This window comes from Thermodesulfobacteriota bacterium (assembly GCA_036482575.1).
Lineage (GTDB): Bacteria > Desulfobacterota > GWC2-55-46 > GWC2-55-46 > JAUVFY01 > JAZGJJ01.
In genome coordinates this window covers 1-22,961 of record JAZGJJ010000198.1, presented here as the reverse complement: position 1 = coordinate 22,961, position 22,961 = coordinate 1, and the positions used below count along the sequence as shown (strand labels likewise).

The following is a 22,961-nucleotide window of genomic DNA, read 5'->3' as shown; positions in this document are numbered from 1 at the left end:
GGACGCCTCAACGCTGCCCTTCAGGAGCAAAAGGTCCTCCGGGGTGTCTATATCGTACCACTCCTTCAAGAGCCTCACCTGCATACCGTTCTCCCGCGCCCTCTTGACGGTCTCTTCGAGCACCGTTTCCGTGGACCAGGTCACCCCCTCGAACGGGGCCTGAGAGGGCCCGTCCATGGCGATAAGGTAGTACCCCCCGTCCCTTGCGGGACCGAGGACGAGCCCGTGCGGAAGCGTCTCCAGGGCGCTAAAGGCCTCCTCGATATGCGCAAGCGGCAGGTCCGGGCTGTCGCTCCCGATTAGGGCGACCCGCTCGTATCCCCTCTCGAAAAGCCCACTAAAGACGTTAAACATTCTCTCGCCTAAATCCCTGCCTTTTTGAGGAGTTAGGGAGGTTTCCTGAGGGACTATTTCAGCTAACTCCCGGTCCGGACCCCCGGTATTACCTGGCGTGTAAAAGCTGTGGATATCCACGCCCCGGAGCCCGGTTATACGGCTAAAAATATCGGCGAGAAAGGCACGGTAGAGTCCGGCCGCCTCCACGGGTGTAAGCGGCGGGGTGAGCCTGGTTTTTACCTCGCCCGGAACCGGGACCCTTATCATCACGGCGAGCGCAAAGGGATTCATATGGGGGATATTAGCACGGAAGGCAGGGGGGGGCTACTTCTTCTTGCCGAACTCATGGGCGATGACCGCGCGTATTTCCTCCACGCTCTTACCCTCTTCGTAGAGCTCGCTTGCCCTTATCGCCTCTTTCTTGCAGCTCTTGCACCCGGCGGCGTGCTCGTCGACAAAGCAGCTCAGGAGGCTCACGTGTTCAAGCTCTTTCATGCACCCGCAGTAGCAGGGAAGACGGTCGATGACCTCGGGCATCTCCTCGGCTATGCGGTAGGCCTCACGGCTCTCTCCGCTGAACTCATCCGGCGAGAGAGTGCCGCCCGTCTCCCCGCCTACCTCCTTCGGAGGAGTGGTAGGGGCATGAGTCTTGCCTGGAGTCTTTGGGGTCTTACCATGGGTATTACCGGTGTGTGTGGCGGAGCATGCGGCAAGAGATATCCCGATAAAGAGTACAGCCGAATACGATAAAAACCTCTTCCAACACCCCTTCATAGGGCTACTTTACGTCCCTATAGGATATGGTCCTCGTAAAGCCCGTGAAGGACTCCCCGTCCACCTCTATATACGGGTCGGGGCCGAAGAAGTTGAGCCTGGCCCCTCTCTGCGGGGGGACGAGCAGGATGTCCCTGCCCCGGCTGAGGCTGAAACGGTTCTCGCATACCGCGCCGAAGAAGTAGTCCTTCTTCGACGGGTCCTTATCGGCCTCGGAGATATCGACCGGCACCCAGCCGATGCCGGGCACGTAGAACTTGGCCCAGCAGTGGTAGCCTCCCTTAATGGGCTCCACGGAATCCTTGCCCGGGGTCAGGGGAAAGCCCATCTCGAATAGAACGGGTATGCTCTGAAAGCGCATAAGCGAGCCGAAAAACGAATGGAAGTCCGTACAGTTCCCCGTACCCTGCTTCCCCTCGCCTATGGCAAGACATATCCTGTCCACGTCACCCTTGCCCCAGCCGGGGACCTTCTTGCTGTACTCCATGTTCTCGAGGGTGAAGTCGTATATATCCCTGGCCTTCTCGGCGTACCCGGTCTTCCCCTTCACCGCCATCCTCGACAGCCTCTCGACCCTCTCGTTATGGACGGCGTAGGCCGAGGGCATAAGGAAGCGCTTGAAGAGGCGCACGTCCATCTTGCCTTCCGGCCTATCTCCGGGATTGCCCGTCGGGTCGACCACCCTCTCCCGCCTCTCGACCACAAAGCGCATGGTGAAGGTAAAGCCCCCGACCGGGACGAGCCGGAAGTAGACCATGCCGTTCCCCCACTCGGTGTCGTAGTTTACTTCATACGGGGCCGGGCTCTCGACGTTTATGGACAGTATCCTCTGGTCTTCGTTGGAAGAGGGGTACGGGATCCAGACCCGCACCTCGCGCGCTCCGCCTGGCAGGGAGGGCACCTCCACGGTATAGTCGACCTCGAAGGTGCGCGTCTTGGCGGCAAAGCCGCTATGGGGATAGAGCAGGATAAAGGCCGTGGCCGCAAAAAAAACGGCCGATATCCTGAAAAGATTCGAGATCATGGTTCCTCCTCGCTCTACGGGGCCTTACCCGTAGAGCATACACCCGAGGTATCTATATGTCAAATTGATATTATCTATGGAAACGGGAAAAACCTATCGGCTCTCCGAGAGGAACTCCATGAAGGTCCTGGCGATAGGCGAGTTGGTCCTGAGCCTGTGGGTGATTATGTGGAAGCGTCTCTTTATATTAATGCCCTTTACCTTTACGGCCCTGAGCGTTCCGCGCTCTATATCGCCCTGTACCGCTACGCGCGAGATGAAGGCAAAGCCCATGCCGGCCGCTACGGCCCCCCTCATGGCCTGCGTGGAGCCCATCTCGGCGGCGATGTTGAGTTCTTCGGGGTCTATCCCCCCGGCAGAGAGAGCGCTCTCCAGCGTGGCCCTCGTGCCCGAGCCGGCCTCCCTCAGGAGGAGCGGAAGCTCTTTAAGCTCTCGCTTCGACACCTCTCCCTTACGGAACGTCCCCGGCCCGACCAGGACGAGCTCGTCGGCGAGGAACTCGCTTGAGACTATGTTCTTATCCTCTTTAAGCGAGCCCACCACCCCAACGTCCACCCCGCCTTCGAGTACCATGGCGTATATGCCCTTTGTATCTCCCACCTTCAGAGTGGGCAGCACCTCGGGGTAGGCCTTTTTGAAGCGGCCTATAATCGCCGGGAGAAGGTACTCGCCCGGTATGGTGCTCGCGCCGACAATAAGGCAGCCCCTCATCTTCCCCGAAAGCTCGTCCATGGCAAGACGCGCCTCCTCCTTGAGCCTTACGATCTCGGAGGCGTACTGATACAAGAGGTCCCCCGCCCCCGTCGGCACGACCGACCTGCCGAGCCTGTCGAAGAGTTTCGTGCCCAGTTCGTCTTCGAGCGACTTTATGTGGATGCTTATGGTCGGCTGGGTCAGGTGAAGCGCCTCGGCGGCCCGGGAAAAGCTCTTATGCTCCGCCACCTTGCAGAATATTTCGAGATACCTCAACTCCATACAGGTCCCTTCATCCGGAGCTATTCTTCCGCTCTTCCCTCTCCTCGTCTTTCTTCTTCGAACAATCCGGGCAGGCGTAGCGCTTCTGGTGGCGTACCGTCAACCTGTCGTAGTCCTTATCGAGGGCGACCCTCACGACCGAGTCGGTCTCCCTGCCGCAGAAATCACAGCGTAACATGCCCCCCTCCTCCTTTTTGTATACCGCCTCGACCCCGGCCCCCTCTACCACGTCGAGCACGCCTCTCGCCTCGGCCAGTACCGCCTCGTGAAGGACGATAACAAGGTCGCAGTAGGCAGAAATGGACTTCGGCGCTGGCTCGAGCCTGAAGGGCACGCCCGCCTCCTTCAAGATACTCTCGGCCTTAAGCGCCCCGTGGGTGGAGCTGAACGCAAGTATATACTTCATCTATGGGTGGAGGTTAGCAAATTTTATGGCTCGTGGCAAGGGTGGTGGAGGGGGGGGGGTGAGGGGGGATAAGGTTGAAGACTACTTACACTTAAGCCTCTCACCGTAGAACGGGAAGTTCGTGCACAGGTCCTTGACTTCGTCCTTTATCCCGGAGAGCGCGTCCTCGTCGGCGCGGTTTTTTATCGCCCTGTCGATAAAGTCGGCTATGCAGGTCATCTCGGCCTCCTTCATGCCCCGGGTGACGGCCGCCGGAACGCCTATGCGTATCCCGCTCGTTACGAACGGGCTCCGGGTCTCGAACGGGACGGTGTTCTTGTTGACGGTTATCCCGGCCTTGCCGAGCGCCTCCTCCCCCTCCTTGCCGGTTATGCCGGTCTCGGTCAGGTCCATGAGCATCAAGTGCGTGTCGGTGCCGCCGGAGACGAGGTCGTAACCTCTATCCATAAGCCCTCTGGCAAGGGCCTCAGCGCTCGACACGACCAGCTTCTGGTACTCCTTGAACCCGGGCGAGAGGGCCTCCTTAAAGGCCACGGCCTTGGCCGCTATTATGTGCATGAGCGGACCGCCCTGTATGCCGGGGAATATCTCCTTATCGAGTTTCTTTGCGAACTCCTCCTTGCACATGACCATCCCTCCCCTCGGCCCCCTGAGGGTCTTATGCGTCGTCGTGGTGACGAACTCGGAGAACGGCACGGGGCTCGGGTGAAGGCCCGTGGCCACGAGGCCCGCTATGTGGGCTATATCCACCATTACGAGTGCGCCGACCTCGTCGGCCACCTCCCTGAAGGCCTTGAAGTCTATGGTGCGCGGGTAGGCGCTCGCGCCGACAACTATCATGCGCGGGGTGTGCTTGCGGGCGAGGTCGCGTACCTGGTCCATGTCTATACGCTGGTCTTCCTTCCTGACCCCGTAGAACACTATGTCGTAGAGCTGGCCGGAGAAGTTGACGTGGCTCCCGTGCGTCAGATGCCCGCCGTGGCTCAGGTCCATGCCCATCACCTTATCGCCGGGCTTCAAGACCGTCATGTAGACGGCCATGTTGGCCTGCGAGCCCGAGTGGGCCTGTACGTTTGCGTGGTCGCAGTCGAAGAGCTTTTTCGCCCTCTCTATGGCGAGCCTCTCCCCTATGTCGACGTACTCGCAGCCGCCGTAGTAGCGCTTGCCCGGGTAGCCCTCGGCGTACTTGTTGGTAAGGACGCTCCCGACGGCCTCGAGTACCGCCTCGCTCACCATGTTCTCAGAGGCTATGAGTTCGAGCTTATACTCCTGCCTCTCGGTCTCGAGCCTTATGGCCTCGTATATCTCCGGGTCGAAACCCTTCAGTACAGACATCTACCCGCCCTTCTTAACGGTATTAAAGCTCTTCTTCTCGACCTCGGTTATCTTGTCGAGCCTTCTCTGGTGCCTTCCGGCGGCGAACTTCGTCTCGAGCCAGACCTTCAGGATCTCTCGCGCGAGCCCCTTGCCCGTGGTCCTGCCGCCTATGACGAGCACGTTCGAGTCGTTGTGCTCCCTGGCCATCCGCGCCGAGTAGACGTCACTTACGAGCGCGGCCCTCACCCCGGGGAACTTGTTGGCGACGATACTCATCCCTATGCCGGTGCCGCATATGAGTATGCCCCTGTCCATCTCGCCCGTGGAGACCTTCCCGGCAAGCGGAAAGCCGTAGTCCGGGTAGTCCACGGACTCGTCCCCGTCAGGGCCCATGTCCACCGGCTCAAGGCCGGCGCCGCTCAAGAACTCTTTAAGGTCTTCCTTGAGCTCCCTCCCGGCGTGGTCGCTCGCTATGGCTATCTTTTCCATTTTTTCCGTTTTTTCCACCTTTTCCATAACCTTATACTATCCCTTGAAGGCCTTGAAGGCCAGGACGGCGTTGGTCCCGCCGAATCCGAAGGAGTTGCTCAAGGCGGCCCTTATCCCGCCCTCTTCGGCGACGTTCGGGACGTAGTCCAGGTCGCATTCCGGGTCGGGCGTTTCGTAGTTCACGGTGGGCGGCAGGACGCCGTTCTTTATGGCGAGTACGGTAAAGACGGCCTCTATGCCTCCGGCCGCGCCCAGGAGATGCCCGGTCATGCTCTTGGTGGAGCTTACCTTGACCTTCTTCGCGTGGGCCCCGAAGACCCCCTTTATGGCCTTGGTCTCGTAGAGGTCGTTATAGTAGGTGGAGGTGCCGTGTGCGTTTATATAGTCCACGTCCTCGGGGCTGAGACCCGCGTCCTTCATGGCAAGCTTCATGCACCTGGCGGCGCCCTCGCCGTCCACCGAAGGGGTGGTCATGTGGTAGGCGTCCGAGTTCATTCCGTATCCGGCGACCTCGGCGTATATCTCGGCCCCCCTCTTCCGCGCGCTCTCGAGCTCTTCGAGCACGACCACGCCCGCGCCCTCGCCTATGATAAAACCGTCCCGCCCCTTATCGAAAGGACGGCTCGCCTTCTCGGGTTCGTCGTTACGGGTGGATAGCGCCTTCATGGCATTGAAACCGGCGACACATAACTTCGTAATAGCTCCCTCGCAGCCGCCGGCCACCATACAGTCGGCCTCCCCCCTCTGGATCATCCTGAACGCGTCGCCTATGGAGTGGGTGCCCGTGGCGCAGGCCGTGACGGCGCAGCTGTTGGGTCCCTTCGCTCCAAGCCGTATGGAGACCTGGCCGGAGGCCAGGTTTATAAGGACCATGGGGATGAAAAAGGGACCTATCCTGCCCGGTCCCTTTTCCCTCAATACGTCGTGCCAGCGCTCGATGCCCGAGAGCCCCCCGATACCCGAGCCGATATAGACCCCGACCCTTTCGGCGTTATCTTCCGTTACCTTGAAGCCGGACCCCTCGAACGCCTCGATACTCGCGCTCATGGCGTACTGGATAAAGAAGTCCATCTTCTTTATTTCTTTTTTTTCTATCACCGAGGTGGGGTCGAAGTCCGGCACCTCCGCGGCAATGCGTACGGGAAAACCCTCGGGGTCGAACCTCGTTATGGTCCTTATCCCCGTTCTGCCCTCCGTGATACCCTCCCAGGACTTCCCGACCCCCGTACCCAGCGGGCTTACCATACCCAGACCCGTCACTACGACCCTTCTCATATTGACCTTACTCCCTCCACTTCGGAACCGCCATAGCTTAAGAACAAAAACAGGACGCGAGGACGTAACGTCCCGGCCCCCTGTTTTCCGCTACCCTGCTTTCTATAACCTACTTGGCCTTCTTATCTATATATTCTATGGCGTTCTGGACGGTCTTTATCTTTTCGGCGTCCTCGTCGGGTATCTCTATCGAGAACTCCTCCTCGAAGGCCATGACCATCTCGACGGTGTCGAGGGAGTCGGCCCCGAGGTCGTCCACGAACGAGGCCTGTTGGGTCACCTCGTCGTCGGAAACGCCAAGCTGGTCCACTATGATCTTCTTAACCTTGTTCTCTGTCGACATGCACCCACCTCCTAAGCGTTAAAATAGTTTCGTAAACTACCACAGTGTATAACACCTATCCGGTCCGTTGTCAATCGGGTAAAAGGCCGTGATGCGTGCGCGTGATGCTGATGCGGAAAAAGGCCTTTTACGTATAACGCACACGCATCACGGCCTTTCTACATGTACATCCCGCCGTTTACGCTAATTACCTGCCCTGTTATGTACGAGGCCCGGTCCGAGGCGAGGAACGCCACGGCCTCGGCCACGTCGGCGATGGTCCCGAGCCTGCCCATGGGGATCTGTCCGGCGAGCTCTTCCCTGACCTTCTCGGAGAGCGCCTCGGTCATGGCCGTCTCGATAAACCCGGGGGCCACGGCGTTGGCGGTTATCCCTCTGGCGGCGAACTCCCTGGCCACGGTCTTGGTGAACCCTATGAGCCCGGCCTTGCTCGCGGCGTAGTTGGCCTGCCCCGCGTTACCCATAAGGCCCACGATGGAGGCGATGCTTACGATGCGGCCCATGCGCTGCTTGCTCATCCGCTTCACCGCGGCCTTCGTGCAGTTAAAGACGCCCTTCAGGTTCACGTCCAGCACGGCGTCCCAGTCCTCCTCCTTCATCCGAAGGAGCAGGCCGTCCCTGGTGATACCGGCGTTATTTATGAGTATATGGACGGCGCCGAGCTCGCTCACGACCGCCTCGACCATGGCCTCGGCCTCCTTGAAGTCGGCCACGTTGGCCTTGAGCGGAAGGGTCTTTACCCCCGCCATGGCGAGCTCTTTGGCGGTCTCCGTAGCGGCCTCCAGGTTCACGTCCGCCACGGCCACGTCCACCCCGTCCGAGACGAGCCTCTCGGCTATCGCCTTCCCTATGCCCCGCGCCCCTCCCGTTACAAGTGCTACCCTCTTATCATCCGACATAATCCCCTCCTTATCGCCTTATCCACAAACGGATAAAACCTTCTCCATGTCACCGGGCTTATCAAGGTTAACGGTGTTTATACCCTTATCTATCCTTCTTACGAGCCCCGTAAGCACCCTGCCCGGCCCTATCTCAACGGCCGTGGTTACCCCGCCCGAGGCCATCCTCCTTACGATATCGACCCACCTGACGGGACTCGTGAGCTGCCGGGTAAGGAGCCCCCTCACCTTCGAGACGTCGGTAAGGGGTTTTGCTTCCACGTTTGTCAGAAGGGTGGTTTTAAGCTCCCTGAACTCCGTCTTTTCGAGCTCTTCGCTTAACCTCCCGGCGGCCCCCTCCATCAAAGGGGAGTGCGACGGGACGCTCACCGGGAGCAAAACGACCTTCTTCGCCCCCTTATCCTTTGCCAGGACCGCCGCCCTATCGACCGCCTCTTTGTGGCCGGATACGACTATCTGCTGAAGCCCGTTTATATTGGCCGGGACGACGACATTACCCTCTATCGAAGCCTCCCCGCATACGGCCTCGACCTCTTCGAGTCCGAGCCCGATTACGGCGCACATGCCGCCGGTACCCTCCGCCGCCCCCTCCTGCATGAACTTTCCCCTCATATGCACGAGCCTTACGGCATCTTGAAGTTCAAGCGAGCCGGCCAGGACCAGCGCCGTATACTCGCCGAGGCTGTGCCCTGCAACAAGGCCGGGCCTTGCCCCTGTTTCGGCCTCCAGGACCCTGAGGGCCGCAACACTCGCAACCAGTATGGCGGGCTGGGTGTTCTCGGTCCGGCCGAGTTCATCCTCGGGACCCTCGAAGCATAACCCCTTAAGGTCGAAGCCCAACACCTCCCCGGCCCTGTCGAACGGCTCCCTGGCCTCGGGGTATTCCCGATAGAACTCTTTACCCATGCCCACATACTGCGAGCCCTGCCCTGGAAATATAAAAGCTAAACTATCCAATATGTTATGGCTACCACCTTACCACGCCCGATGCCCACGTAAAGCCCCCCCCGAAAGCGACGAAAAGGACGATATCCCCATCCCTTATCCTCTTGGCCCTGACGGCCTCGTCCAGGGCAAGAGGGATGGAGCCGGCCGAGGTATTCCCGTACTTCTCTATATTGGAGAAGAGCTGCTCGTCGGTGAGCTTGAGCCTCTCCTTTATGGCCTTTATTATCCTCGTGTTGGCCTGGTGGGGGATAAAGAGCGCGATATCCTCGACGGTCAGGCCGTTACGCTCCAGCGCCTCTTTTGCGGCCTGCCCCATGGTCCTTACCGCCACCTTGAAGGTCTCGTTGCCCTTCATCCTCAGAAATGGCTGTTTGGGGTGTCCTTTTTTCTCAAAGGGGTTGAGTGTGGATATGTTGCCGGGCGTATAGAGCATCTCCCACTGCCGCCCGTCCGAATGGATGTGGGATGACAGGATGCCGTGCTCTCCGCTGGCGGCTTTCAGAACAACCGCCCCGGCCCCGTCCCCGAAGAGCACGCAGGTGGAGCGGTCCTTCCAGTCGACTATCCTGGAGAAGAGGTCCACCCCTATGACGAGCACCTTTTTAACCTCCCCGGCCTTTACGTACTTATCGGCCGCGTCAAGGGCGTAGAGGAAGCCCGAGCATGCGGCGGAGAGGTCGAAGGCGGGTATGCCGGCCCTCGCGCCTATTTTGGCCTGCACGAAGCAGGCCGTAGAGGGGAATACCATCTCCGGGGTGACGGTGCCGACCACTATAAGGTCAAGTTCCCTGGCCGCCACCCCTGCGGCCTTAAGCGCCTTCCTTGCGGCCTTTACGGCCACGTCCGAGGTGCTCTCGCCTGCCGCCACGCGCCGCTCCTTTATGCCGGTCCTGGTGGTTATCCACTCGTCGGTCGTATCGACCAAGCCCTCGAGGTCGCGGTTGGAGACGACCTTCAGGGGCACATAGGAGCCGGTGCCGGCTATCTTCGACCTCAGCGGTGACATAAATAGAGAGTCCTTTAGAATACAGTAGGGTTCCTTCCCTGCCTGCGGCGGGATATTACATTACAGCCCTGAGGTTGCCGTTCCTCTCTAGCTCTTCGATGAGATGGGTGTTTACTCCGCCCTTTACGTATCCGGCGGCCCTCAAGGCGGCGTTCTTTATTGCCTTGGGCGAAGAGGCGCCGTGGCTTATTATGCAGACCCCGTCTATACCCAGCAGCGGCGCCCCGCCGTACTCGGCGTAATCCACCCTCTTTTTGAGGTTACGGAAGGCCCCCTTGGCAAAGAAGTAGCCGAGCTTTGCCATGGGGCTCGCCATGATCTCGCGCTTCAGCATGATAAAGGCGGCCTCGAAGACCCCCTCGCTCAGCTTCAGCACCACGTTCCCCACAAAGCCGTCGGAGACGATCACGTCCGCGTCCCCCTGGTATATCTCCTTGCCCTCGACGTATCCCACGTAGTTAAGCGCGGTATTTTTCAATAGCTCGTGGCTATGGCGGGTAAGCTCGTTCCCCTTGCCCTCTTCCCCGGCGTTCGAGAGGAGCCCTACTCTCGGCTCATCCTCTTTAAGGACGTACCTCGCGTACACGGCCCCCATAATCGCGAACTGGACCATGTGGAGCGGCTTGCAGTCCACGTTCCCTCCGACGTCGAGGAGTATGGCGGGCTCCTTGATGGTGGGCACGCTCACGGCGATCGCCGGGCGGTCCACGCCCTTCAATTTTTTAAGGATGAACATGGCCGCGGCCATGGCGGCCCCGGAGTTGCCGGCACTTACGACCGCGTCGGCCTCCCCGCCCCTCACGGCCGAGAAGCAGACCCGTATGGAGGAGTCGCGCTTTTTCCGTATGGCCTGGACCGGGCTCTCCCCCATGCCCACGACCTCGGAGGCGTGCTTCACGGTAAGCGGAAGCCCTTCGGTGTCGTAGTTGGAGAGTTCGGCCTCCAGCCTCTCGCGGTCGCCTACGAGGAGGATCGGAAGGCCCTCACGGGCGGCCTCCACGCCACCCTCTACCGTCACGGCCGGAGCAAAGTCCCCTCCCATTGCGTCTATGGCTATTTTCATAACGGGGGTGCTGCTCGAGAGGGGCTATAAGCTCTCTTCGGTCTTTATGACTTCCCTGCCCTTATACGTCCCGCAGTTGGGACATACGTTATGGGGGCGCTTGGGCTCCCCGCACTGGGGACAAAGAGAGACGGGGGGGTTGACGAGGGCGTCGTGGCTCCTCCTCTTACCCCTTCTCGACCTGGTATGTCTCTTTCTTGGAGTTGGCATTTTTCGTTACCTCACCTTTTCATCTTGAACTTTTTAAGGGCCACGAACCTCGAGTCTACCCGCTGCTCGCCGGTGCAGGAGCACAGGCCTTTATTGAGGTCCGCGCCGCACCTATGACACAGCCCCTTGCAGTCCGGACCGCAAAGCGGCTGCATGGGGACATCCGATAAGAGCTGGCCGAGGAGCAGCGCCGTGGTATCGAGGGTGTCCCCCTCGAGGCATCCACTGTCCATCTCATCGGCGGTAAGCTCCCTCTCTTCCCCCTCTTTCCCCTCAGCCCCCTCTTCCTTCATGAGAGGGATGAAGAAAGCGGATTCGACCTCACGCTCGACCTCGCCGAGGCACCTCGAGCAGTTGAGCTTAAGCACGGCCTTTAGCTCCCCCTCGACGTTTACCGCCTCACCGGCAAGGTTCACCGTGATGCGGGCCGCCACCGGGGAGAGGAAGGAAAGACCCGGGCCGCCACCGGCCGCCTCGGTCATTGCGCTAGCGTCTTCCGTTAGCTCAAGGGTCAACCCCTCCTCGGGGATATCCCTTATATTGAGCTTCATTTCGACCCCTTGTTAAAGAGATAAAGTATACCGGAGGAGCTTTCGGTTTGTCAACAGAAATTCCTTGACTGGAAGCGGACTTTGGCGTAAATTAGCTGGTGCAGTCCGCTGCTGGTGGGGGATCGTCTAACGGCAGGACGGCGGTCTCTGGAACCGTCTATCCAGGTTCGAATCCTGGTCCCCCAGCCACTTTCTCCCCGGAATCACACCCGTTATCGCACATGAAAATGAAAAAAGCTTGCCACCTCTTTCTATCGCTGATTGTAGCCCTGTCATTATTCGGGTGTGACGCCCCCCCTTCCGAAGAGGAAAAAGCAGCCCCAAAACCCGCCCCCAGGGCCGCCAAACCGAAAGCGGCACAGGAACTCCACGCAAAGGGGCTTAAGCTCTACAAGGAAGAGAGATACGGGGACGCCATAGAGGCATGGCTCGAAGAGGCGGAACTGGACCCCGGGGATGCCAATATCCTGAACAATATAGGGATAGCCTACAGGTCGCTCAAAGATAAAAAAAAGGCGATCGAGTACCACAAAAAAGCCATTGAACTGAACCCGAACTTCGGCAAGGCCTATCAGTCCCTCGGCCTGGCTTACCATAAAATAAGGGGGGCCAGGGAAAGAACAAAGGCGTTCAGCAAGGCCGCCGAGCTTAACTACGATCCCGCGTACAGCTACTTCTATCTCGCCCTTGCCCACTTTGACCTCCAGGAGTACGAAGAAGCCGCCCTGGCGTACGAGAAGGCCATAGGGCACGGCATGAACACCCATCGGGTATATTACAACCTCGGCCACACATATATGGAGATAAAGGACTTTAATAAGGCGGCCGATACCTTCAAAAAGCACATAGCGCTGGGCTCACCATACACCGGGGCGCACATGTATCTCGGCGAGAGCTACGCGTCCGCCGGCATGTCCGAGGCCGCCATGGCGGAGTTCGAAGTAGAGGCGGAGTTGAACCCGGGCATAGGGCATAAGGTCGAACTGGCTATACTGAAGACCGAGGCCATGAGAAACCCCACGGCCGGGGCGTTTTTCAAGGTAGGCAAGCATATAAAAGAACACATGATACGGTACCGAGAAGAAGCGAAAGAGGCGCTCCGGGAAGCGCTCCGCCTCGACCCCTCCTACCCCGGGGCCCACCTTCTTATCGGCAAGATACACGAAGAAAACATCCCCGGAAACACAAAATCGTTCTACCTGGCCAAGGACGAGTACGAAAAGGAGCTTGTCGTAAACCCCGGCTCCGAAGAGGCCATGAAAGGCTTTAAACGGCTCAAGGCAGAGATCGAAGACGACGTCGACACCACCTCCCTCTTAACCGACCAACACTCGGCCTTCAGTGGGCTTAAGTTCCCCCAGAAGGGCATCGTAGGCACGGAAGGGGCGTCCACATACTACATCTCCTTAATACCTAAGGGAACTCTATCGGCGGGCAGTGAACTATCCATCGCGTATATATACGACCGCAGGCTCAAAAGAGACTATAGAGACTATAATTACTACTACGTGCTGGACGACAAAAAAACGCTGGTCAACGCGAGGGACGTAATACCGCTGAGCGTATACGAAAACCCGGCTTACATATCCCCCAAAGAGAAAATCGAGGTGATAAAGGTGCCCGTCAGCGCCAACCTGCAACCCACGGAGGACGAATGGTCTACCCCGCGCTACTACCTCTGGCTCAAGACCGACGACAAAAAAATGGTCCTCCTCGATAAACACCTCTACGGCGACCTTCCGGTGAGCTGGTCGCCGGATGAGCGCTACCTGTTCGTGGACCGGACGGGAACTGTTTTCTCTTCGGACGGCTCCAGGGAATGGCACCTTAAAAACCCGGGCCCGCCACCGTCGAGCGGGCTGTCGCCCCTGGCTTTCTACACGGACGATTATACCTCCCCGGTATGGCACAACGGCTCCCTATACCTCCGCGGCATAGGACCCGACGACAGGGTCTACTCCTTCAACCCCGAAACCGGGAAGTTTAAGATATTCTTGGAAGTCGATTACGGCAAAGTTGCCGATTTAAATAGCTGTGGCATCATGGCATGGGATTCCATTGAGGTTGAAGGCGGCACGATAAAGGCGCGCTTCTACAGGGAAGACCCCTCCCCTCCGGACAAAGATAAGGATATTTTATTACTCGATCTTATCGCAGACGAGAGCGGGAATATCGTCGAGGAAATAAAAAACTGGCGTGCACAGTCGGACTTCCAGTAGGCTGGCCTGCCGTTTGTAAACACCCTTGCTATCGGGAAGAGTGCCCCCCTGCTTCCCTATTTAAGAAGCTCGTCTATGGCGGCCTTGAACGCGGGATAGGGCTGGGCGCCCCTTATAATCTTTCCCTTTATCTTCCCGCTCTTGGTGGTCTTTCCAATCACAAACGAAGGGGTCCCCCTGATCCCTATCTTCTGCCCCGCCGCCATGTCGTCCCTTACCTCCTGGGCGTACTTCCCGCTATCGAGGCACTTGTTATACCTGTCGGACTCGAGGCCGAGCTTCTTACCGTAACCCCTCAGGTCGTCCAGTTTCATGGCGCTCTGGTTCGCGAATATCGTGTCATGCATCTCCCAGTACTTTCCCTGCTCCCCGGCGCACTGGGCCGCCTCGGCGGCCTTCTGGGCCTGCTTGTGGAAAGGCAGCGGGAAGTCCCTGAAGACGTATCTTGCCTTTCCGCTGTCTATATACTCCTTCTTTATCTGCGGCATGGTCTGTTTGAAGTGCCTGCTGCAGAAGGGGCACTCGTAGTCGGAGAACTCGATTATGGTCACCGGAGCGTTCCTATCGCCCAGGACGTAGTCGTCGTCTATACCGGTCTCCGCCTCGGTTGCGGCGGCGGCCTGGGCGGGAGGCCTCTGCTGCTGCTGCTGCGCCTGTGTACGGGACTTGAGGAACCTCTTTATCTCACTAATGTCCTTCTTTATCTGCGAGATGTCCTTTTTTATCTCCTGCAGCTCCTCCTGCACACCCCCCTCAGACCCGCCTTCGGCGTATGCCGCCGGCACCTGAAGCAGGAAGAAAAGGACCGCCGGGAATATCGGGAATACATATTTTCTCATCTCAAAGACCTCCGATTTTTTATGGGTGGCGCCGGGCATAAAAAAGGCTTACTTACACACAATGGCAGTCCCAACGGGAGTCGAACCCGTGTTTTCGCCTTGAGAGGGCGATGTCCTAGGCCACTAGACGATGGGACCGGTATATCCGGTATATATAGACCTCGGCAGGAAAGTAATCTACCCTAATCCGCCCGTTTTGTCAATCCTTCAAAGGGGGGTTGCGGATTAGCCCCCCCTCCCCCGCGCAAGCTTGACAGATACAGCCTTAATGTTATACTCCTAACAATACGAATGGCGGGCGACGTACGGCAGCCCTATATCCGCTCTTCGGCCCTACCCTTCGGTCTAACAAAAAGGACGGAAACGATGAAGATGGAAAAAACTCTCTTTCTCGCGGCAATCCTTATCACCTCCCCGGCCACACCGGTCCATGCCGGCTTCCTCGACAAACTCATGGACAGCCCCATCTTCTCTCCCCAAAAGACCGCGACCGACAACGAGACCATAGTATCCGCCCTGAAGGAGGCGCTCTCCATAGGCACGGAGAACGCTGTCGGCTCGGTCTCCAGACTCGACGGGTACTTCGCCAACGAGATCATCCGGATACTCATGCCCCCTGAGATAGGCAAAGTGGCCAAAGTCCTCCGGAGCGCCGGGTTCGGGTACAAGGTAGACGAGTTCGAGTTGAGCATGAACCGCGCCGCGGAGAGGGCGGCACCCGAGGCCGCCGCCATATTCATCGGCGCCATAAAGGAGATGAGCTTCGAGGACGCCGTAAAGATACTCGACGGCGACGACACGGCGGCCACCGACTACTTCCGCTCGAAGACGTCCGGGAGTATCCATAACGCCTTCGGCCCCATAGTCTCCTCGGCCATGAACGAAGTGGGCGTTACGCGTTACTACAAGGGCATGGTGGACGCATACTCCTCGATACCCTTTACCGGAAGCGTGCTCATCGACCTCGACAAGTACGTAACGGACAGGTCTATCGACGGCCTCTTTTACATGGTGGGCGAAGAAGAGCGGAAGATAAGAACTGACCCGGCGGCAAGGGTAACCGACCTCCTGAAGAGCGTCTTCGGGAAGTGAGACGTAACCACCGGCGACCGGAGGCCGCGAGGAAGGCCGGAGAAAACAAGAAGGCGCTTGATATCTACACGTTCTTCATAAATAAGTACCCGGACTCCGACTTCATAAACTACTGCAGGGGCGAGTGCAGGAAGCTCGGGGGCAAGCCGTAGGAACGAGGGGGGGGGGAGGACGGAAGGCGGGGAGGGAGAGACGGCCCCATTGTTAACGGTATGAACTATAATAATAATAAAAAGGGCGGCCTAAAGGCCGCCCCCACCAAATAATAGTCGCGATTATCGTACCATCTCTCCTCTCCCCTACCCCCCCTCGCGTTTCAAAAACTCCCCGAGGTCCTTGTCCGTCACGGCTATGTGGTTCATAAGCCAGTATACGACCCGCGTCTGTACCTCTTCGGCGAAGTTGTCGCCGCCCGGCAGCCCGCTCTTCAAATCCGAAAGGTGCTCTATGAACTCGGTATGCTCCTCGATGTGGGAGAGCGTGTCGGGATAGTTACGCTTGCTCATTGCCTGCTCTTCGTCGTGGAAGTGCACGACCACGTACTCGTCGAGGAAGTCGAGGAGTTTTCCGACCTCCTCCGTGCCTTCGCCGCGCACCAACGCATCGAAGAGGCTACGGGCCCTCTTGAAGAGTTCCTTGTGCTGTCTGTCCTGCCAGCCTATACCGGTTGCCAGGTCTTTACTCCATTCTACCTTCATTATTCTCCTATTCCGGTTAGTTCAGCCTCTCCCCCGCCCCCTCTCGAACGGCCGTGAAGGGACGGATGAGAGACGCGGGCAGTTTTGCGTCATGCCCGGGACCGTTTTCGTGACCCCTCGCCGCAGTGGGCTACCCTCGGCAATATGAACCTCTTCATAGGAACCCCTCCTTTCCCGTTACTATCTAAGGGCCCGTTAACGAACCCCCTAACGGCCCCCGGCCCTATGCCGGCACGGCCATACTCTCAACCCCTTTTTTCGCCGGGCAATAGATCAGTCGCTTTCCTTCTCCACGCTGAATTCCATGGTATCGCCCCAGAAACCGGTCTGGGAGAGCGCCTCGCTCTCCCACCTGAGGACCTTCAGGTGGTCCTTCTCCATCTCGAGGAGGTTCGTAAGGAAAACCTTCTCATCGGGGGTCTCCGCTCTTTTGAGCATCTCGAGGTAGGCGTCAACGGCCTTCTCCTCGCTCTCCATGGCGATCTTCACGGCGCTCAAGTCGCCCGGGTCCAGCTTGAGCTTATCCAGCATTTCGTTCTCTTCGGGAAATATCGGGAGCCCTTCCTTCTCAAAGATACCCTCGCCGGTCTTAACCGCGTCGTCGTAGCCGAGCCATCCCTTGCCCTCTTCAAGGGCGTGGACCATGGCCGCTATCGCCCTTATGTGGTCAAGCTCCTCCTTCGCGAGGTGTACGAACACGTTCTTGCCCCTTTCGTTCTCCACCATCTCGGCGGCGGCCGTATAGAACCTGTGCCCCGTCATCTCGGTCCTTACGGCCACCCTGAGATCGTCTATAATAGACGCCGGCCCTTTCTTCGACATATCTTTCAACTCCTTTCGCTTTAACCCTTACCCGCCCCTTTCCACGTCCTTCTTCTTCTCCAGAGCCTCGCCCCTTATCTTCTCCTCGCACGCCTGACAGATAACCACGTCAGAGGGCTTGCCGCATACCGAGCAGTAATGCTTTCTCTCTTCTTTCCCTTTTTTTTCTTCTTTCTTCTCTTCCATTATGACCACCTCCAGTAAATTTTTCCGCTCTATGCCCTTCCTCCCGATATCGAACTGAGCCTGTTCTTAAAAGAAAAACCCTTGAGCCCCGAATTCCCAACGCCCTTCCCCTGCGTGAGCACCTTGAAGGTATCGCCCACCCCGCCGGGCATTATAAGCTCTTTTATCCCCTGGTTGTGCTTTATCTTATCGTAGTCGCCGGGGGCGCCTCCCCCCCCTTCCCCGACCTCTTGCAGCTCCTCCATTATGCCGAGGCCAAGGAGAAATTCGCTCTGGGTGGCGAAGCCCATGGGTTCCATGCCCGCGTCTCTTCCGGCCCGGACGAGCCCGGTGAAGTCCACGTGGGCCGTTATGTCCTGAGAGCCAACGTTCCTGTACGGGTCGTCGTTAAGCGTATTTCGGAAGTGGCAGAGCAGCGTGCCGTCCTTCCTCCCCGGACCGGGCGCGTATAACTCTTCGGCGGGGTAGCCGTAGTCTATGGTGAGGACATAGCCCCTCTCCATAAGGGCCGCCGCCCTCCCCATCCACTCCACCGCCAGAAGCCCTGCCTCGGCCTTATGTCCTGGAGCGAGCGCTATTCCCGCGTCTTCGAAGTACCGTGGGATATCACCTGTGGAAGGTTCTTCCTCCACGTCCACGAGCCTTCCCTTATCGAGCCCGACGTATATCTCCTTCAGCCCGTCCTCCCTCCTGACGACCCTGTGGAAGGGCAGGCTGTCGAAGAACTCGTTCGACAGTATGCAGCCGATAAAGCCCGTGCCGAGACCTTCTATATCCTCTATATTCTCGTGCCAGCTTACCTTACCCGTAGCGGTTTCCCTCAAGGCCGGGTTCTTCTCTATAAGGTGCGCCCCAAGGGCTTCGTAAAAATCCGGGTAGCGCTCGCGTGCCGTGGCGACTATCCCTTTCGAGAGCCACCCCCTGCCCGCCCCCGGCTCGATAAGCCTGAAAAGCGGCGGGGAGTCCAGAGAGGTCCACATCCCGTAGACCTCTTTCGCTATGGTCACGGCGAAGACGGGGCTTATGTCGAGGTTCGTTATGTAGTCCCCGCCGCCCCCGCCCCCCCTCCCTCCACCCCATCTATCGGTGGAGGAGGTGTAGTAGCCGCCGCCTGGCTGGTAGAGGGCAAGGTCCATAAACTCAACGAACGTTATGGGGCCGCCCTTCTCTATACGCCCTTTAATCTCGGCGAGCGGGCCGCCCGAGGGCCCTTCCCCTGAAGATAGCCCGGCTTCGTTTTTAATAACCGGCTCCTATATCATCCCTCCTGTGGCAAGGGTCCTATCCAGCCGCCTCCGTTACTTCCACGAACGCGCCCCTTGGCGCGTAGCACGTAGGGCATACGTCCGGCGGCTCGTCCCCCTCACAGGTGTAGCCGCACTCCAAGCAGCGCCACATTTTTGCAGGCATGGTTTTCTCTCTCCTTTATTACTTGCCGAGCACGGTCTCCCAGGTATCCGCATGCTCCTCCTCGTCGGCGAGTATCTCCTCGAGCATGCGTCTTGTGGTTACGTCGCCGAGCTTGTCGCAGAGCTTTATGTGCTCTTTATAGCGAGCTATCGCCTCGTTCTCGGCCTTCAAATCGTCGGCCACCATCTTCTTGAGCGTCCCGCCCCTCTTGCCCGGCAGGGCTTTCTGGATGGGGATCCCGCCGAGGTAGCCTATCCTCTCGGCCAGCCTCTCGGCGTGCTTCATCTCGTCTATCGCACTCTCTTTGAATATCTCCTGGACCGCCGGGCTCTCCACCCCCTCGACCTCGTAGTGGTGCCCCATGTACTGGATGATGGCCCCGAGCTCGAAGGCCCTGTCGAGGTTCAGTGCGTCAAGGATCTTTTTATTGCCTTTCTTTGCCATATCTCCTCCTTTTTATATAACCGCGTTATTTTACCCCCTTTACCCCGACCCCGCAATACAATTATACCCCATAATCCGTTGATTTCCATCTTTTCCATCTTTTCCATGATTTCCATTATTTCCCCCCCCCCGTGCGCCGGAGGGCTAAGATAAAAGCGTCATCGCTATATTGTATATGTAGAGCCAGACCGAGAGGACGACCATGGCTCCGAAGGGCCAGACGAACGTCGGGGAGACAGGGGACTTCGGGAAGCGGCTCCCTATCCACACCCCGGCCATGCCGACGAGCCCGAGGTTTATAAGCCCGAAGTGCAGGTAGGCGAGGGTTGGGCTGTGGAGCGTCTTTCCGGTGAACATGGGTAGCAGCGAATAGGAGAAGCCGAAGATCATCATGGAGATCCAGCCGATGAGCCCGAAGTGGGTGTGGGCGGGCATGAGCCTCAAGGTCCACTTACCCCTCATGAACGCCATGCAGAAACCCATTGCAGTGCCAGCGGCGAGGTAGATGAGGCCTGCCGCGAGAAAGAGTTTGGCCGGTCCTTCCATAGTGGGGTAAGGTTATTACAGAATCAGGCGTTGCTCAAGGTTTTTTTCCCTTTCTTCCATTTTTCTTTATTTCCATTTTCCGTCTTCCTACTTCCAGAGCCGGGAGACGACCTCGAACAGCGCGATGAGGGCCGCAAGGGCCAGAAGCATCGCGGGCAGCTCCCCCCATGAGAGCGTACCCACCAGGACGTCAAGGAGGAGAAAGAAGGTGACAAGCAGAAAGACGCCTCCGTATATGAAGTACTTCCCGCGGCCCTCTTTATCCGGCGTGAGTTCGCTCATAGCCCCGTCTCCGCCCTGACCTTCTCCATGAGTCCGGTAAAGCTCTCGTCCCCCTCACCCGTAATCATACTTATCTCCTCCCTCCCCCTGCCGACCCCGAGTTCTATAGCCCGCTTTATCTGCTTCTGGGCCCAGACGTCCTTATCCACAACCTTCGGCCACTTGCCGAAAGACTTTATCACGCCGAGCCCCACGATATCGGCGGCCACCCGGTCGCCGCTGGCCACTATAATATTGGTGTCGGCCGGGGTCCCCTCCCACGGCCCGCCCTCCACCATGGAGACCGTACCGTCCACTATATTAAGCTCCGGAGCGTAAGCCAGGTTGAACTCGCTTACGAGTTCCTCCCAGTGGGATGAGTCCACCAGATAGGGCCGCTGCTTAAGGTGCGTGCAACCTATAAAGTTCTTCAGGGATATGGTGTAACTGGCCGATTTATGTGTCTTTATTACTGGCAGGTTGACTATGATATCCGCCTTATAGAGCCACTCGGTAACGTAGGCGCTCTCCACGTACCTGGCCCCCTTAAGCGGCACCTCGACCCAGCCGTAGTCCTCGAAGACGACCACCTCTCCCCCGGCCTCCCGGGCGGCCTCCGTTATGCCGCACCTCCGCATGTTCCTCTTCGTCGAGAGGGTCAACATGGCCGACATGTCGCCGACGTAGACCTTCGCGGCGCCCTCCTCGTAGAGTATCCTCACCACCGCCCCGACGACCTCCGGGTTGGTAGTAGATGGGTGCGGCTCGCCCGAGACAACGTTCGGCTTAACGAGTACGGTCTTTCCCTTAAGCCCGAGCTTTCCGAAACCGCCGATAAGGGAGACGGCCTCCCTTACCATCTCCTCCGGCGTGCCCCTGCCAGAGACGCCGACGAGCGCCTTGCCGCCACGGGTAAAGAGGTTGGCTTCCCCCCTCGGCTCCTTCTTTTCCTTGGGTTTAAAGAAGACGTCTGCCATCGCGGAGCTGTGCCTCAAGGTCAGAAGCGCCCCGCCCGCAGCGAGGACCTTAAGCAGTAGACGCCTTGAGAGCATATCTTACTCCACCAACTTCTCCATATCGAGCTTTGGAATGTTGAGAGCCGATCGCCCTTCGAGAGCCTCAGGGTGACCGGCCCAGAGGTGCCCTACTCCACCACCGTCTTGAGCTCCGCCATCTCCTCTATTATATGTCTGCATCCCGCCTCTTCGAGCTCCCGCCTGCCCCTGAAACCGTAGGCCGCGCCGATAACCTCCACCCCGGCCCCCCTTCCGGCCTCGCAGTCCACGGAGCTGTCGCCGACGAAGACGGTCCTCGGCACCTTGACCCCCGCGCTCTTTATGACCTTCAAGAGCGGCTCGGGATGCGGCTTCTTGTGCTCGACAGAGTCCCCGCCCAGGACCTCCATAAAGAACGAGGCGAGCCGCAACTCGTCGAGTATCTTACGAGTAAGGCCGATGGGCTTGTTGGTCACGATCGCCATCTTTTTGTCCCTGCCGCTGAAATGCTCTATGGTATCCACCACCCCGGGATAGGGACGCGTGTTGACCACCAGGTGCTCACCATAGAATTTTAAAAAAACCTCCCGCGCCTCGTCTATCCTCCGTGCGGGCTCCTCGGGCATCATCTTCTCCAGGAGCGGCCGTATGCCCCAGCCGATGCACTCCTTTATCTCGCCGGGCCCGAGCTGCCCGTAGCCCATGCTCTTCAAGGTCATATTCGCGGCCCAGGCTATATCGCCGCTCGAATCTATAAGAGTGCCGTCAAGATCGAACACTATAAGGTCGGCCCCTAAAACCACTACGTCATACCCTCCTCTCCCGGTCTTTAGCCAAAAGTATAGCACAGTTCTCCGGCGTTGCCATACCCCCCTCATTGGAGAGTTGAAAGGTGGACAACAACCCCCGCCTTCTGGTACTATTCGAGGGGACTTACGTAAACAAGGAGGAGAGCGATGCTCAGGAAGGCCCGTGTGGCCGGCCAGTTCTACCCCGGAGACCCGGCGGAACTGAAAGAGTCCCTCAGGGACTTTATGGGCCGCGAGAAGGGCCCGGAAAAAGAAAAAGACACGCCCGTCGCGCTCATAGCCCCGCACGCGGGCTATATCTACTCCGGCGGGGTGGCCGGAGCGGTCTACGCGGCAATAAAAGTCCCGGATAACGTCCTCCTTATAGGCCCGAACCATACGGGCCTCGGGGAGAGGGCCGCCGTGATGGACGAGGGCCAATGGGAAACACCGCTCGGCATAACCGATATAAACGAAGAGCTCGCGGAAAAGGTCGTCGCCTCATGCGCCCTCTTCTCGACCGACCCCACGGCGCACCTCGGCGAACATTCGCTCGAAGTCCAGCTGCCGTTCATTCAAGAGCTTAACCCCGGGGCGCGGATAGTACCGCTCACCGTCATGCCCGCGAGCATTAAATCGTGCGAAGAGATGGGAGAAGCCATAGCCGACGTCCTCAAGGACTACCCCGAAAAGGTACTTATCGCCGTAAGCTCGGACATGAACCACTACGAGCCGGATAAGATAACACGAGAAAAAGACAAGCTGGCCCTCGATAAGGTCCTTAAGCTCGACGCGGAAGGACTGCTGAACATAACCGGCGAGAACGATATAACCATGTGCGGCGTGGTGCCGACGGCCATAGCAATAACCGCGGCCAAACGGCTCGGCGCGAAAGAAGCCGAACTCGTAAAGTACGCGACATCGGGAGAGACGAGCGGAGACTATAACCACGTAGTCGGCTACGCCGGCATAGTGATAAAATGACCTTTAGTTCCGGGGGGGGGGGGGGGGGGGGGGGGGGGGGGGGGGGGGGGGGACCACACCC

29 protein-coding genes and 2 tRNA genes are annotated in these 22,961 nt (G+C 58.6%); 5 read left to right on the top strand and 26 right to left on the bottom strand.

All coding sequences use genetic code 11. The features are described 5' to 3' along the window. The 15 genes from V3W31_08790 to V3W31_08720 all read right to left on the bottom strand — a co-directional run. On the bottom strand, window positions 1-603 hold a 603-nt coding region (locus V3W31_08790), incomplete at its 3' end, for a TIGR04282 family arsenosugar biosynthesis glycosyltransferase (GenBank protein ID MEE9615024.1). Window positions 604-660: 57 nt separating this feature from the next. Continuing rightward, window positions 661-1,110: a CYCXC family (seleno)protein gene (locus V3W31_08785; protein MEE9615023.1), complete on the bottom strand. Its 450-nt coding sequence runs from the start codon at window positions 1,108-1,110 to the stop codon at window positions 661-663. 4 nt (window positions 1,111-1,114) lie between these two features. Then, a complete protein-coding gene (locus tag V3W31_08780; protein ID MEE9615022.1) occupies window positions 1,115-2,134 on the bottom strand; it encodes a transglutaminase domain-containing protein in 1,020 nt (339 codons plus the stop codon). Window positions 2,135-2,227: 93 nt separating this feature from the next. Beyond that, window positions 2,228-3,109 (bottom strand): selenium metabolism-associated LysR family transcriptional regulator, encoded by an 882-nt coding sequence (locus V3W31_08775; protein ID MEE9615021.1) that lies wholly within the window; start codon window positions 3,107-3,109, stop codon window positions 2,228-2,230. A gap of 10 nt (window positions 3,110-3,119) precedes the next feature. After that, a complete protein-coding gene (locus V3W31_08770; GenBank protein MEE9615020.1) occupies window positions 3,120-3,515 on the bottom strand; it encodes a DUF3343 domain-containing protein in 396 nt (131 codons plus the stop codon). An 81-nt stretch (window positions 3,516-3,596) separates the two neighbouring features. Then, entirely contained in the window at window positions 3,597-4,850 is a 1,254-nt protein-coding gene (gene glyA / locus V3W31_08765; GenBank protein ID MEE9615019.1) for a serine hydroxymethyltransferase, read from the bottom strand. Further along, window positions 4,851-5,321 (bottom strand): ribose 5-phosphate isomerase B, encoded by a 471-nt coding sequence (rpiB, locus tag V3W31_08760; protein MEE9615018.1) that lies wholly within the window; start codon window positions 5,319-5,321, stop codon window positions 4,851-4,853. 36 nt (window positions 5,322-5,357) lie between these two features. After that, on the bottom strand, window positions 5,358-6,596 hold the full coding sequence (fabF, locus tag V3W31_08755) for a beta-ketoacyl-ACP synthase II (protein MEE9615017.1): 1,239 nt from the start codon (window positions 6,594-6,596) through the stop codon (window positions 5,358-5,360). A gap of 109 nt (window positions 6,597-6,705) precedes the next feature. Further along, on the bottom strand, window positions 6,706-6,939 hold the full coding sequence (gene acpP / locus V3W31_08750) for an acyl carrier protein (protein ID MEE9615016.1): 234 nt from the start codon (window positions 6,937-6,939) through the stop codon (window positions 6,706-6,708). A 158-nt stretch (window positions 6,940-7,097) separates the two neighbouring features. Next, a complete protein-coding gene (fabG, locus tag V3W31_08745; GenBank protein MEE9615015.1) occupies window positions 7,098-7,838 on the bottom strand; it encodes a 3-oxoacyl-[acyl-carrier-protein] reductase in 741 nt (246 codons plus the stop codon). A gap of 18 nt (window positions 7,839-7,856) precedes the next feature. After that, window positions 7,857-8,795, bottom strand: a complete 939-nt coding sequence (gene fabD / locus V3W31_08740) for an ACP S-malonyltransferase (protein MEE9615014.1) — start codon at window positions 8,793-8,795, stop codon at window positions 7,857-7,859. Window positions 8,796-8,805: 10 nt separating this feature from the next. After that, on the bottom strand, window positions 8,806-9,792 hold the full coding sequence (locus V3W31_08735; protein MEE9615013.1) for a beta-ketoacyl-ACP synthase III: 987 nt from the start codon (window positions 9,790-9,792) through the stop codon (window positions 8,806-8,808). A 55-nt stretch (window positions 9,793-9,847) separates the two neighbouring features. Beyond that, window positions 9,848-10,855 (bottom strand): phosphate acyltransferase PlsX, encoded by a 1,008-nt coding sequence (plsX, locus tag V3W31_08730; protein MEE9615012.1) that lies wholly within the window; start codon window positions 10,853-10,855, stop codon window positions 9,848-9,850. Between the two features lie 24 nt (window positions 10,856-10,879). Further along, window positions 10,880-11,065, bottom strand: a complete 186-nt coding sequence (gene rpmF / locus V3W31_08725; protein MEE9615011.1) for a 50S ribosomal protein L32 — start codon at window positions 11,063-11,065, stop codon at window positions 10,880-10,882. An 11-nt stretch (window positions 11,066-11,076) separates the two neighbouring features. After that, the gene (locus tag V3W31_08720; protein ID MEE9615010.1) at window positions 11,077-11,616 is read right to left on the bottom strand and encodes a DUF177 domain-containing protein; all 540 of its coding nucleotides are present in this window, start codon (window positions 11,614-11,616) and stop codon (window positions 11,077-11,079) included. Between the two features lie 115 nt (window positions 11,617-11,731). Here V3W31_08720 and V3W31_08715 point away from each other — a divergent pair. Continuing rightward, window positions 11,732-11,805: transfer RNA gene (locus V3W31_08715), tRNA-Gln, on the top strand. 38 nt (window positions 11,806-11,843) lie between these two features. After that, window positions 11,844-13,835 carry a tetratricopeptide repeat protein gene (locus V3W31_08710; protein ID MEE9615009.1) on the top strand — a complete coding sequence of 664 codons (1,992 nt, stop codon included), beginning with the start codon at window positions 11,844-11,846 and terminating at the stop codon, window positions 13,833-13,835. Between the two features lie 56 nt (window positions 13,836-13,891). Here V3W31_08710 and V3W31_08705 read toward each other — a convergent pair whose 3' ends face one another. Both V3W31_08705 and V3W31_08700 read right to left on the bottom strand, forming a co-directional pair. Next, window positions 13,892-14,674, bottom strand: coding sequence for a thioredoxin domain-containing protein (locus V3W31_08705; GenBank protein MEE9615008.1), 783 nt, complete (start codon window positions 14,672-14,674; stop codon window positions 13,892-13,894). A gap of 62 nt (window positions 14,675-14,736) precedes the next feature. Further along, window positions 14,737-14,812 (bottom strand) — tRNA-Glu (locus tag V3W31_08700). Between the two features lie 228 nt (window positions 14,813-15,040). Here V3W31_08700 and V3W31_08695 point away from each other — a divergent pair. Together V3W31_08695 and V3W31_08690 are read left to right on the top strand one after the other, a co-directional pair. Continuing rightward, complete coding sequence (locus tag V3W31_08695) at window positions 15,041-15,766, top strand: DUF4197 domain-containing protein (GenBank protein MEE9615007.1); 726 nt, start codon at window positions 15,041-15,043, stop codon at window positions 15,764-15,766. Then, window positions 15,763-15,918, top strand: coding sequence for a hypothetical protein (locus V3W31_08690; protein MEE9615006.1), 156 nt, complete (start codon window positions 15,763-15,765; stop codon window positions 15,916-15,918). Before V3W31_08695 ends, V3W31_08690 begins: the two co-directional genes overlap by 4 nt. A 147-nt stretch (window positions 15,919-16,065) precedes the next feature. On the opposite strand, the gene V3W31_08685 is transcribed toward V3W31_08690, so the two are convergent. The 9 genes from V3W31_08685 to V3W31_08645 form a co-directional block, all read right to left on the bottom strand. After that, on the bottom strand, window positions 16,066-16,464 hold the full coding sequence (locus tag V3W31_08685) for a bacteriohemerythrin (GenBank protein ID MEE9615005.1): 399 nt from the start codon (window positions 16,462-16,464) through the stop codon (window positions 16,066-16,068). A 273-nt stretch (window positions 16,465-16,737) separates the two neighbouring features. Continuing rightward, the gene (locus tag V3W31_08680) at window positions 16,738-17,286 is read right to left on the bottom strand and encodes a ferritin family protein (protein MEE9615004.1); all 549 of its coding nucleotides are present in this window, start codon (window positions 17,284-17,286) and stop codon (window positions 16,738-16,740) included. 27 nt (window positions 17,287-17,313) lie between these two features. Further along, window positions 17,314-17,472: a hypothetical protein gene (locus V3W31_08675; protein ID MEE9615003.1), complete on the bottom strand. Its 159-nt coding sequence runs from the start codon at window positions 17,470-17,472 to the stop codon at window positions 17,314-17,316. A 29-nt stretch (window positions 17,473-17,501) separates the two neighbouring features. Next, window positions 17,502-18,608 (bottom strand): SAM-dependent methyltransferase, encoded by a 1,107-nt coding sequence (locus V3W31_08670; GenBank protein MEE9615002.1) that lies wholly within the window; start codon window positions 18,606-18,608, stop codon window positions 17,502-17,504. A 292-nt stretch (window positions 18,609-18,900) separates the two neighbouring features. Next, window positions 18,901-19,326, bottom strand: a complete 426-nt coding sequence (locus tag V3W31_08665; protein ID MEE9615001.1) for a ferritin-like domain-containing protein — start codon at window positions 19,324-19,326, stop codon at window positions 18,901-18,903. Between the two features lie 144 nt (window positions 19,327-19,470). Then, the gene (locus V3W31_08660; protein ID MEE9615000.1) at window positions 19,471-19,872 is read right to left on the bottom strand and encodes a hypothetical protein; all 402 of its coding nucleotides are present in this window, start codon (window positions 19,870-19,872) and stop codon (window positions 19,471-19,473) included. 87 nt (window positions 19,873-19,959) lie between these two features. Continuing rightward, a complete protein-coding gene (locus V3W31_08655; protein ID MEE9614999.1) occupies window positions 19,960-20,154 on the bottom strand; it encodes a hypothetical protein in 195 nt (64 codons plus the stop codon). After that, window positions 20,151-21,185: a DUF362 domain-containing protein gene (locus V3W31_08650; GenBank protein MEE9614998.1), complete on the bottom strand. Its 1,035-nt coding sequence runs from the start codon at window positions 21,183-21,185 to the stop codon at window positions 20,151-20,153. The genes V3W31_08655 and V3W31_08650 overlap by 4 nt, the downstream gene beginning before the upstream one ends. 92 nt (window positions 21,186-21,277) lie before the next feature. Continuing rightward, the gene (locus V3W31_08645; protein MEE9614997.1) at window positions 21,278-21,931 is read right to left on the bottom strand and encodes an HAD-IA family hydrolase; all 654 of its coding nucleotides are present in this window, start codon (window positions 21,929-21,931) and stop codon (window positions 21,278-21,280) included. A gap of 153 nt (window positions 21,932-22,084) precedes the next feature. On the opposite strand from V3W31_08645, the gene amrB reads away from it, so the two are divergent. Beyond that, the gene (gene amrB / locus V3W31_08640; GenBank protein MEE9614996.1) at window positions 22,085-22,900 is read left to right on the top strand and encodes an AmmeMemoRadiSam system protein B; all 816 of its coding nucleotides are present in this window, start codon (window positions 22,085-22,087) and stop codon (window positions 22,898-22,900) included. The last annotated feature ends 61 nt before the right edge of the window (window positions 22,901-22,961 follow it).

What these genes read in the sequence shown, in the direction of transcription:
- V3W31_08785 (MEE9615023.1), bottom strand. Translation starts at nt 1,110, where the DNA reads ATGAAGGGGTGTTGGAAGAGGTTTTTATCGTATTCGGCTGTACTCTTT.
- V3W31_08780 (MEE9615022.1), bottom strand. Translation starts at nt 2,134, where the DNA reads ATGATCTCGAATCTTTTCAGGATATCGGCCGTTTTTTTTGCGGCCACG.
- V3W31_08775 (MEE9615021.1), bottom strand. Translation starts at nt 3,109, where the DNA reads ATGGAGTTGAGGTATCTCGAAATATTCTGCAAGGTGGCGGAGCATAAG.
- V3W31_08770 (MEE9615020.1), bottom strand. Translation starts at nt 3,515, where the DNA reads ATGAAGTATATACTTGCGTTCAGCTCCACCCACGGGGCGCTTAAGGCC.
- glyA (MEE9615019.1), bottom strand. Translation starts at nt 4,850, where the DNA reads ATGTCTGTACTGAAGGGTTTCGACCCGGAGATATACGAGGCCATAAGG.
- rpiB (MEE9615018.1), bottom strand. Translation starts at nt 5,321, where the DNA reads ATGGAAAAGATAGCCATAGCGAGCGACCACGCCGGGAGGGAGCTCAAG.
- fabF (MEE9615017.1), bottom strand. Translation starts at nt 6,596, where the DNA reads ATGAGAAGGGTCGTAGTGACGGGTCTGGGTATGGTAAGCCCGCTGGGT.
- acpP (MEE9615016.1), bottom strand. Translation starts at nt 6,939, where the DNA reads ATGTCGACAGAGAACAAGGTTAAGAAGATCATAGTGGACCAGCTTGGC.
- fabG (MEE9615015.1), bottom strand. Translation starts at nt 7,838, where the DNA reads ATGTCGGATGATAAGAGGGTAGCACTTGTAACGGGAGGGGCGCGGGGC.
- V3W31_08735 (MEE9615013.1), bottom strand. Translation starts at nt 9,792, where the DNA reads ATGTCACCGCTGAGGTCGAAGATAGCCGGCACCGGCTCCTATGTGCCC.
- plsX (MEE9615012.1), bottom strand. Translation starts at nt 10,855, where the DNA reads ATGAAAATAGCCATAGACGCAATGGGAGGGGACTTTGCTCCGGCCGTG.
- rpmF (MEE9615011.1), bottom strand. Translation starts at nt 11,065, where the DNA reads ATGCCAACTCCAAGAAAGAGACATACCAGGTCGAGAAGGGGTAAGAGG.
- V3W31_08720 (MEE9615010.1), bottom strand. Translation starts at nt 11,616, where the DNA reads ATGAAGCTCAATATAAGGGATATCCCCGAGGAGGGGTTGACCCTTGAG.
- V3W31_08710 (MEE9615009.1), top strand. Translation starts at nt 11,844, where the DNA reads ATGAAAAAAGCTTGCCACCTCTTTCTATCGCTGATTGTAGCCCTGTCA.
- V3W31_08705 (MEE9615008.1), bottom strand. Translation starts at nt 14,674, where the DNA reads ATGAGAAAATATGTATTCCCGATATTCCCGGCGGTCCTTTTCTTCCTG.
- V3W31_08695 (MEE9615007.1), top strand. Translation starts at nt 15,041, where the DNA reads ATGAAGATGGAAAAAACTCTCTTTCTCGCGGCAATCCTTATCACCTCC.
- V3W31_08685 (MEE9615005.1), bottom strand. Translation starts at nt 16,464, where the DNA reads ATGAAGGTAGAATGGAGTAAAGACCTGGCAACCGGTATAGGCTGGCAG.
- V3W31_08680 (MEE9615004.1), bottom strand. Translation starts at nt 17,286, where the DNA reads ATGTCGAAGAAAGGGCCGGCGTCTATTATAGACGATCTCAGGGTGGCC.
- V3W31_08675 (MEE9615003.1), bottom strand. Translation starts at nt 17,472, where the DNA reads ATGGAAGAGAAGAAAGAAGAAAAAAAAGGGAAAGAAGAGAGAAAGCAT.
- V3W31_08670 (MEE9615002.1), bottom strand. Translation starts at nt 18,608, where the DNA reads ATGGACCTTGCCCTCTACCAGCCAGGCGGCGGCTACTACACCTCCTCC.
- V3W31_08665 (MEE9615001.1), bottom strand. Translation starts at nt 19,326, where the DNA reads ATGGCAAAGAAAGGCAATAAAAAGATCCTTGACGCACTGAACCTCGAC.
- V3W31_08660 (MEE9615000.1), bottom strand. Translation starts at nt 19,872, where the DNA reads ATGGAAGGACCGGCCAAACTCTTTCTCGCGGCAGGCCTCATCTACCTC.
- V3W31_08655 (MEE9614999.1), bottom strand. Translation starts at nt 20,154, where the DNA reads ATGAGCGAACTCACGCCGGATAAAGAGGGCCGCGGGAAGTACTTCATA.
- V3W31_08650 (MEE9614998.1), bottom strand. Translation starts at nt 21,185, where the DNA reads ATGCTCTCAAGGCGTCTACTGCTTAAGGTCCTCGCTGCGGGCGGGGCG.
- amrB (MEE9614996.1), top strand. Translation starts at nt 22,085, where the DNA reads ATGCTCAGGAAGGCCCGTGTGGCCGGCCAGTTCTACCCCGGAGACCCG.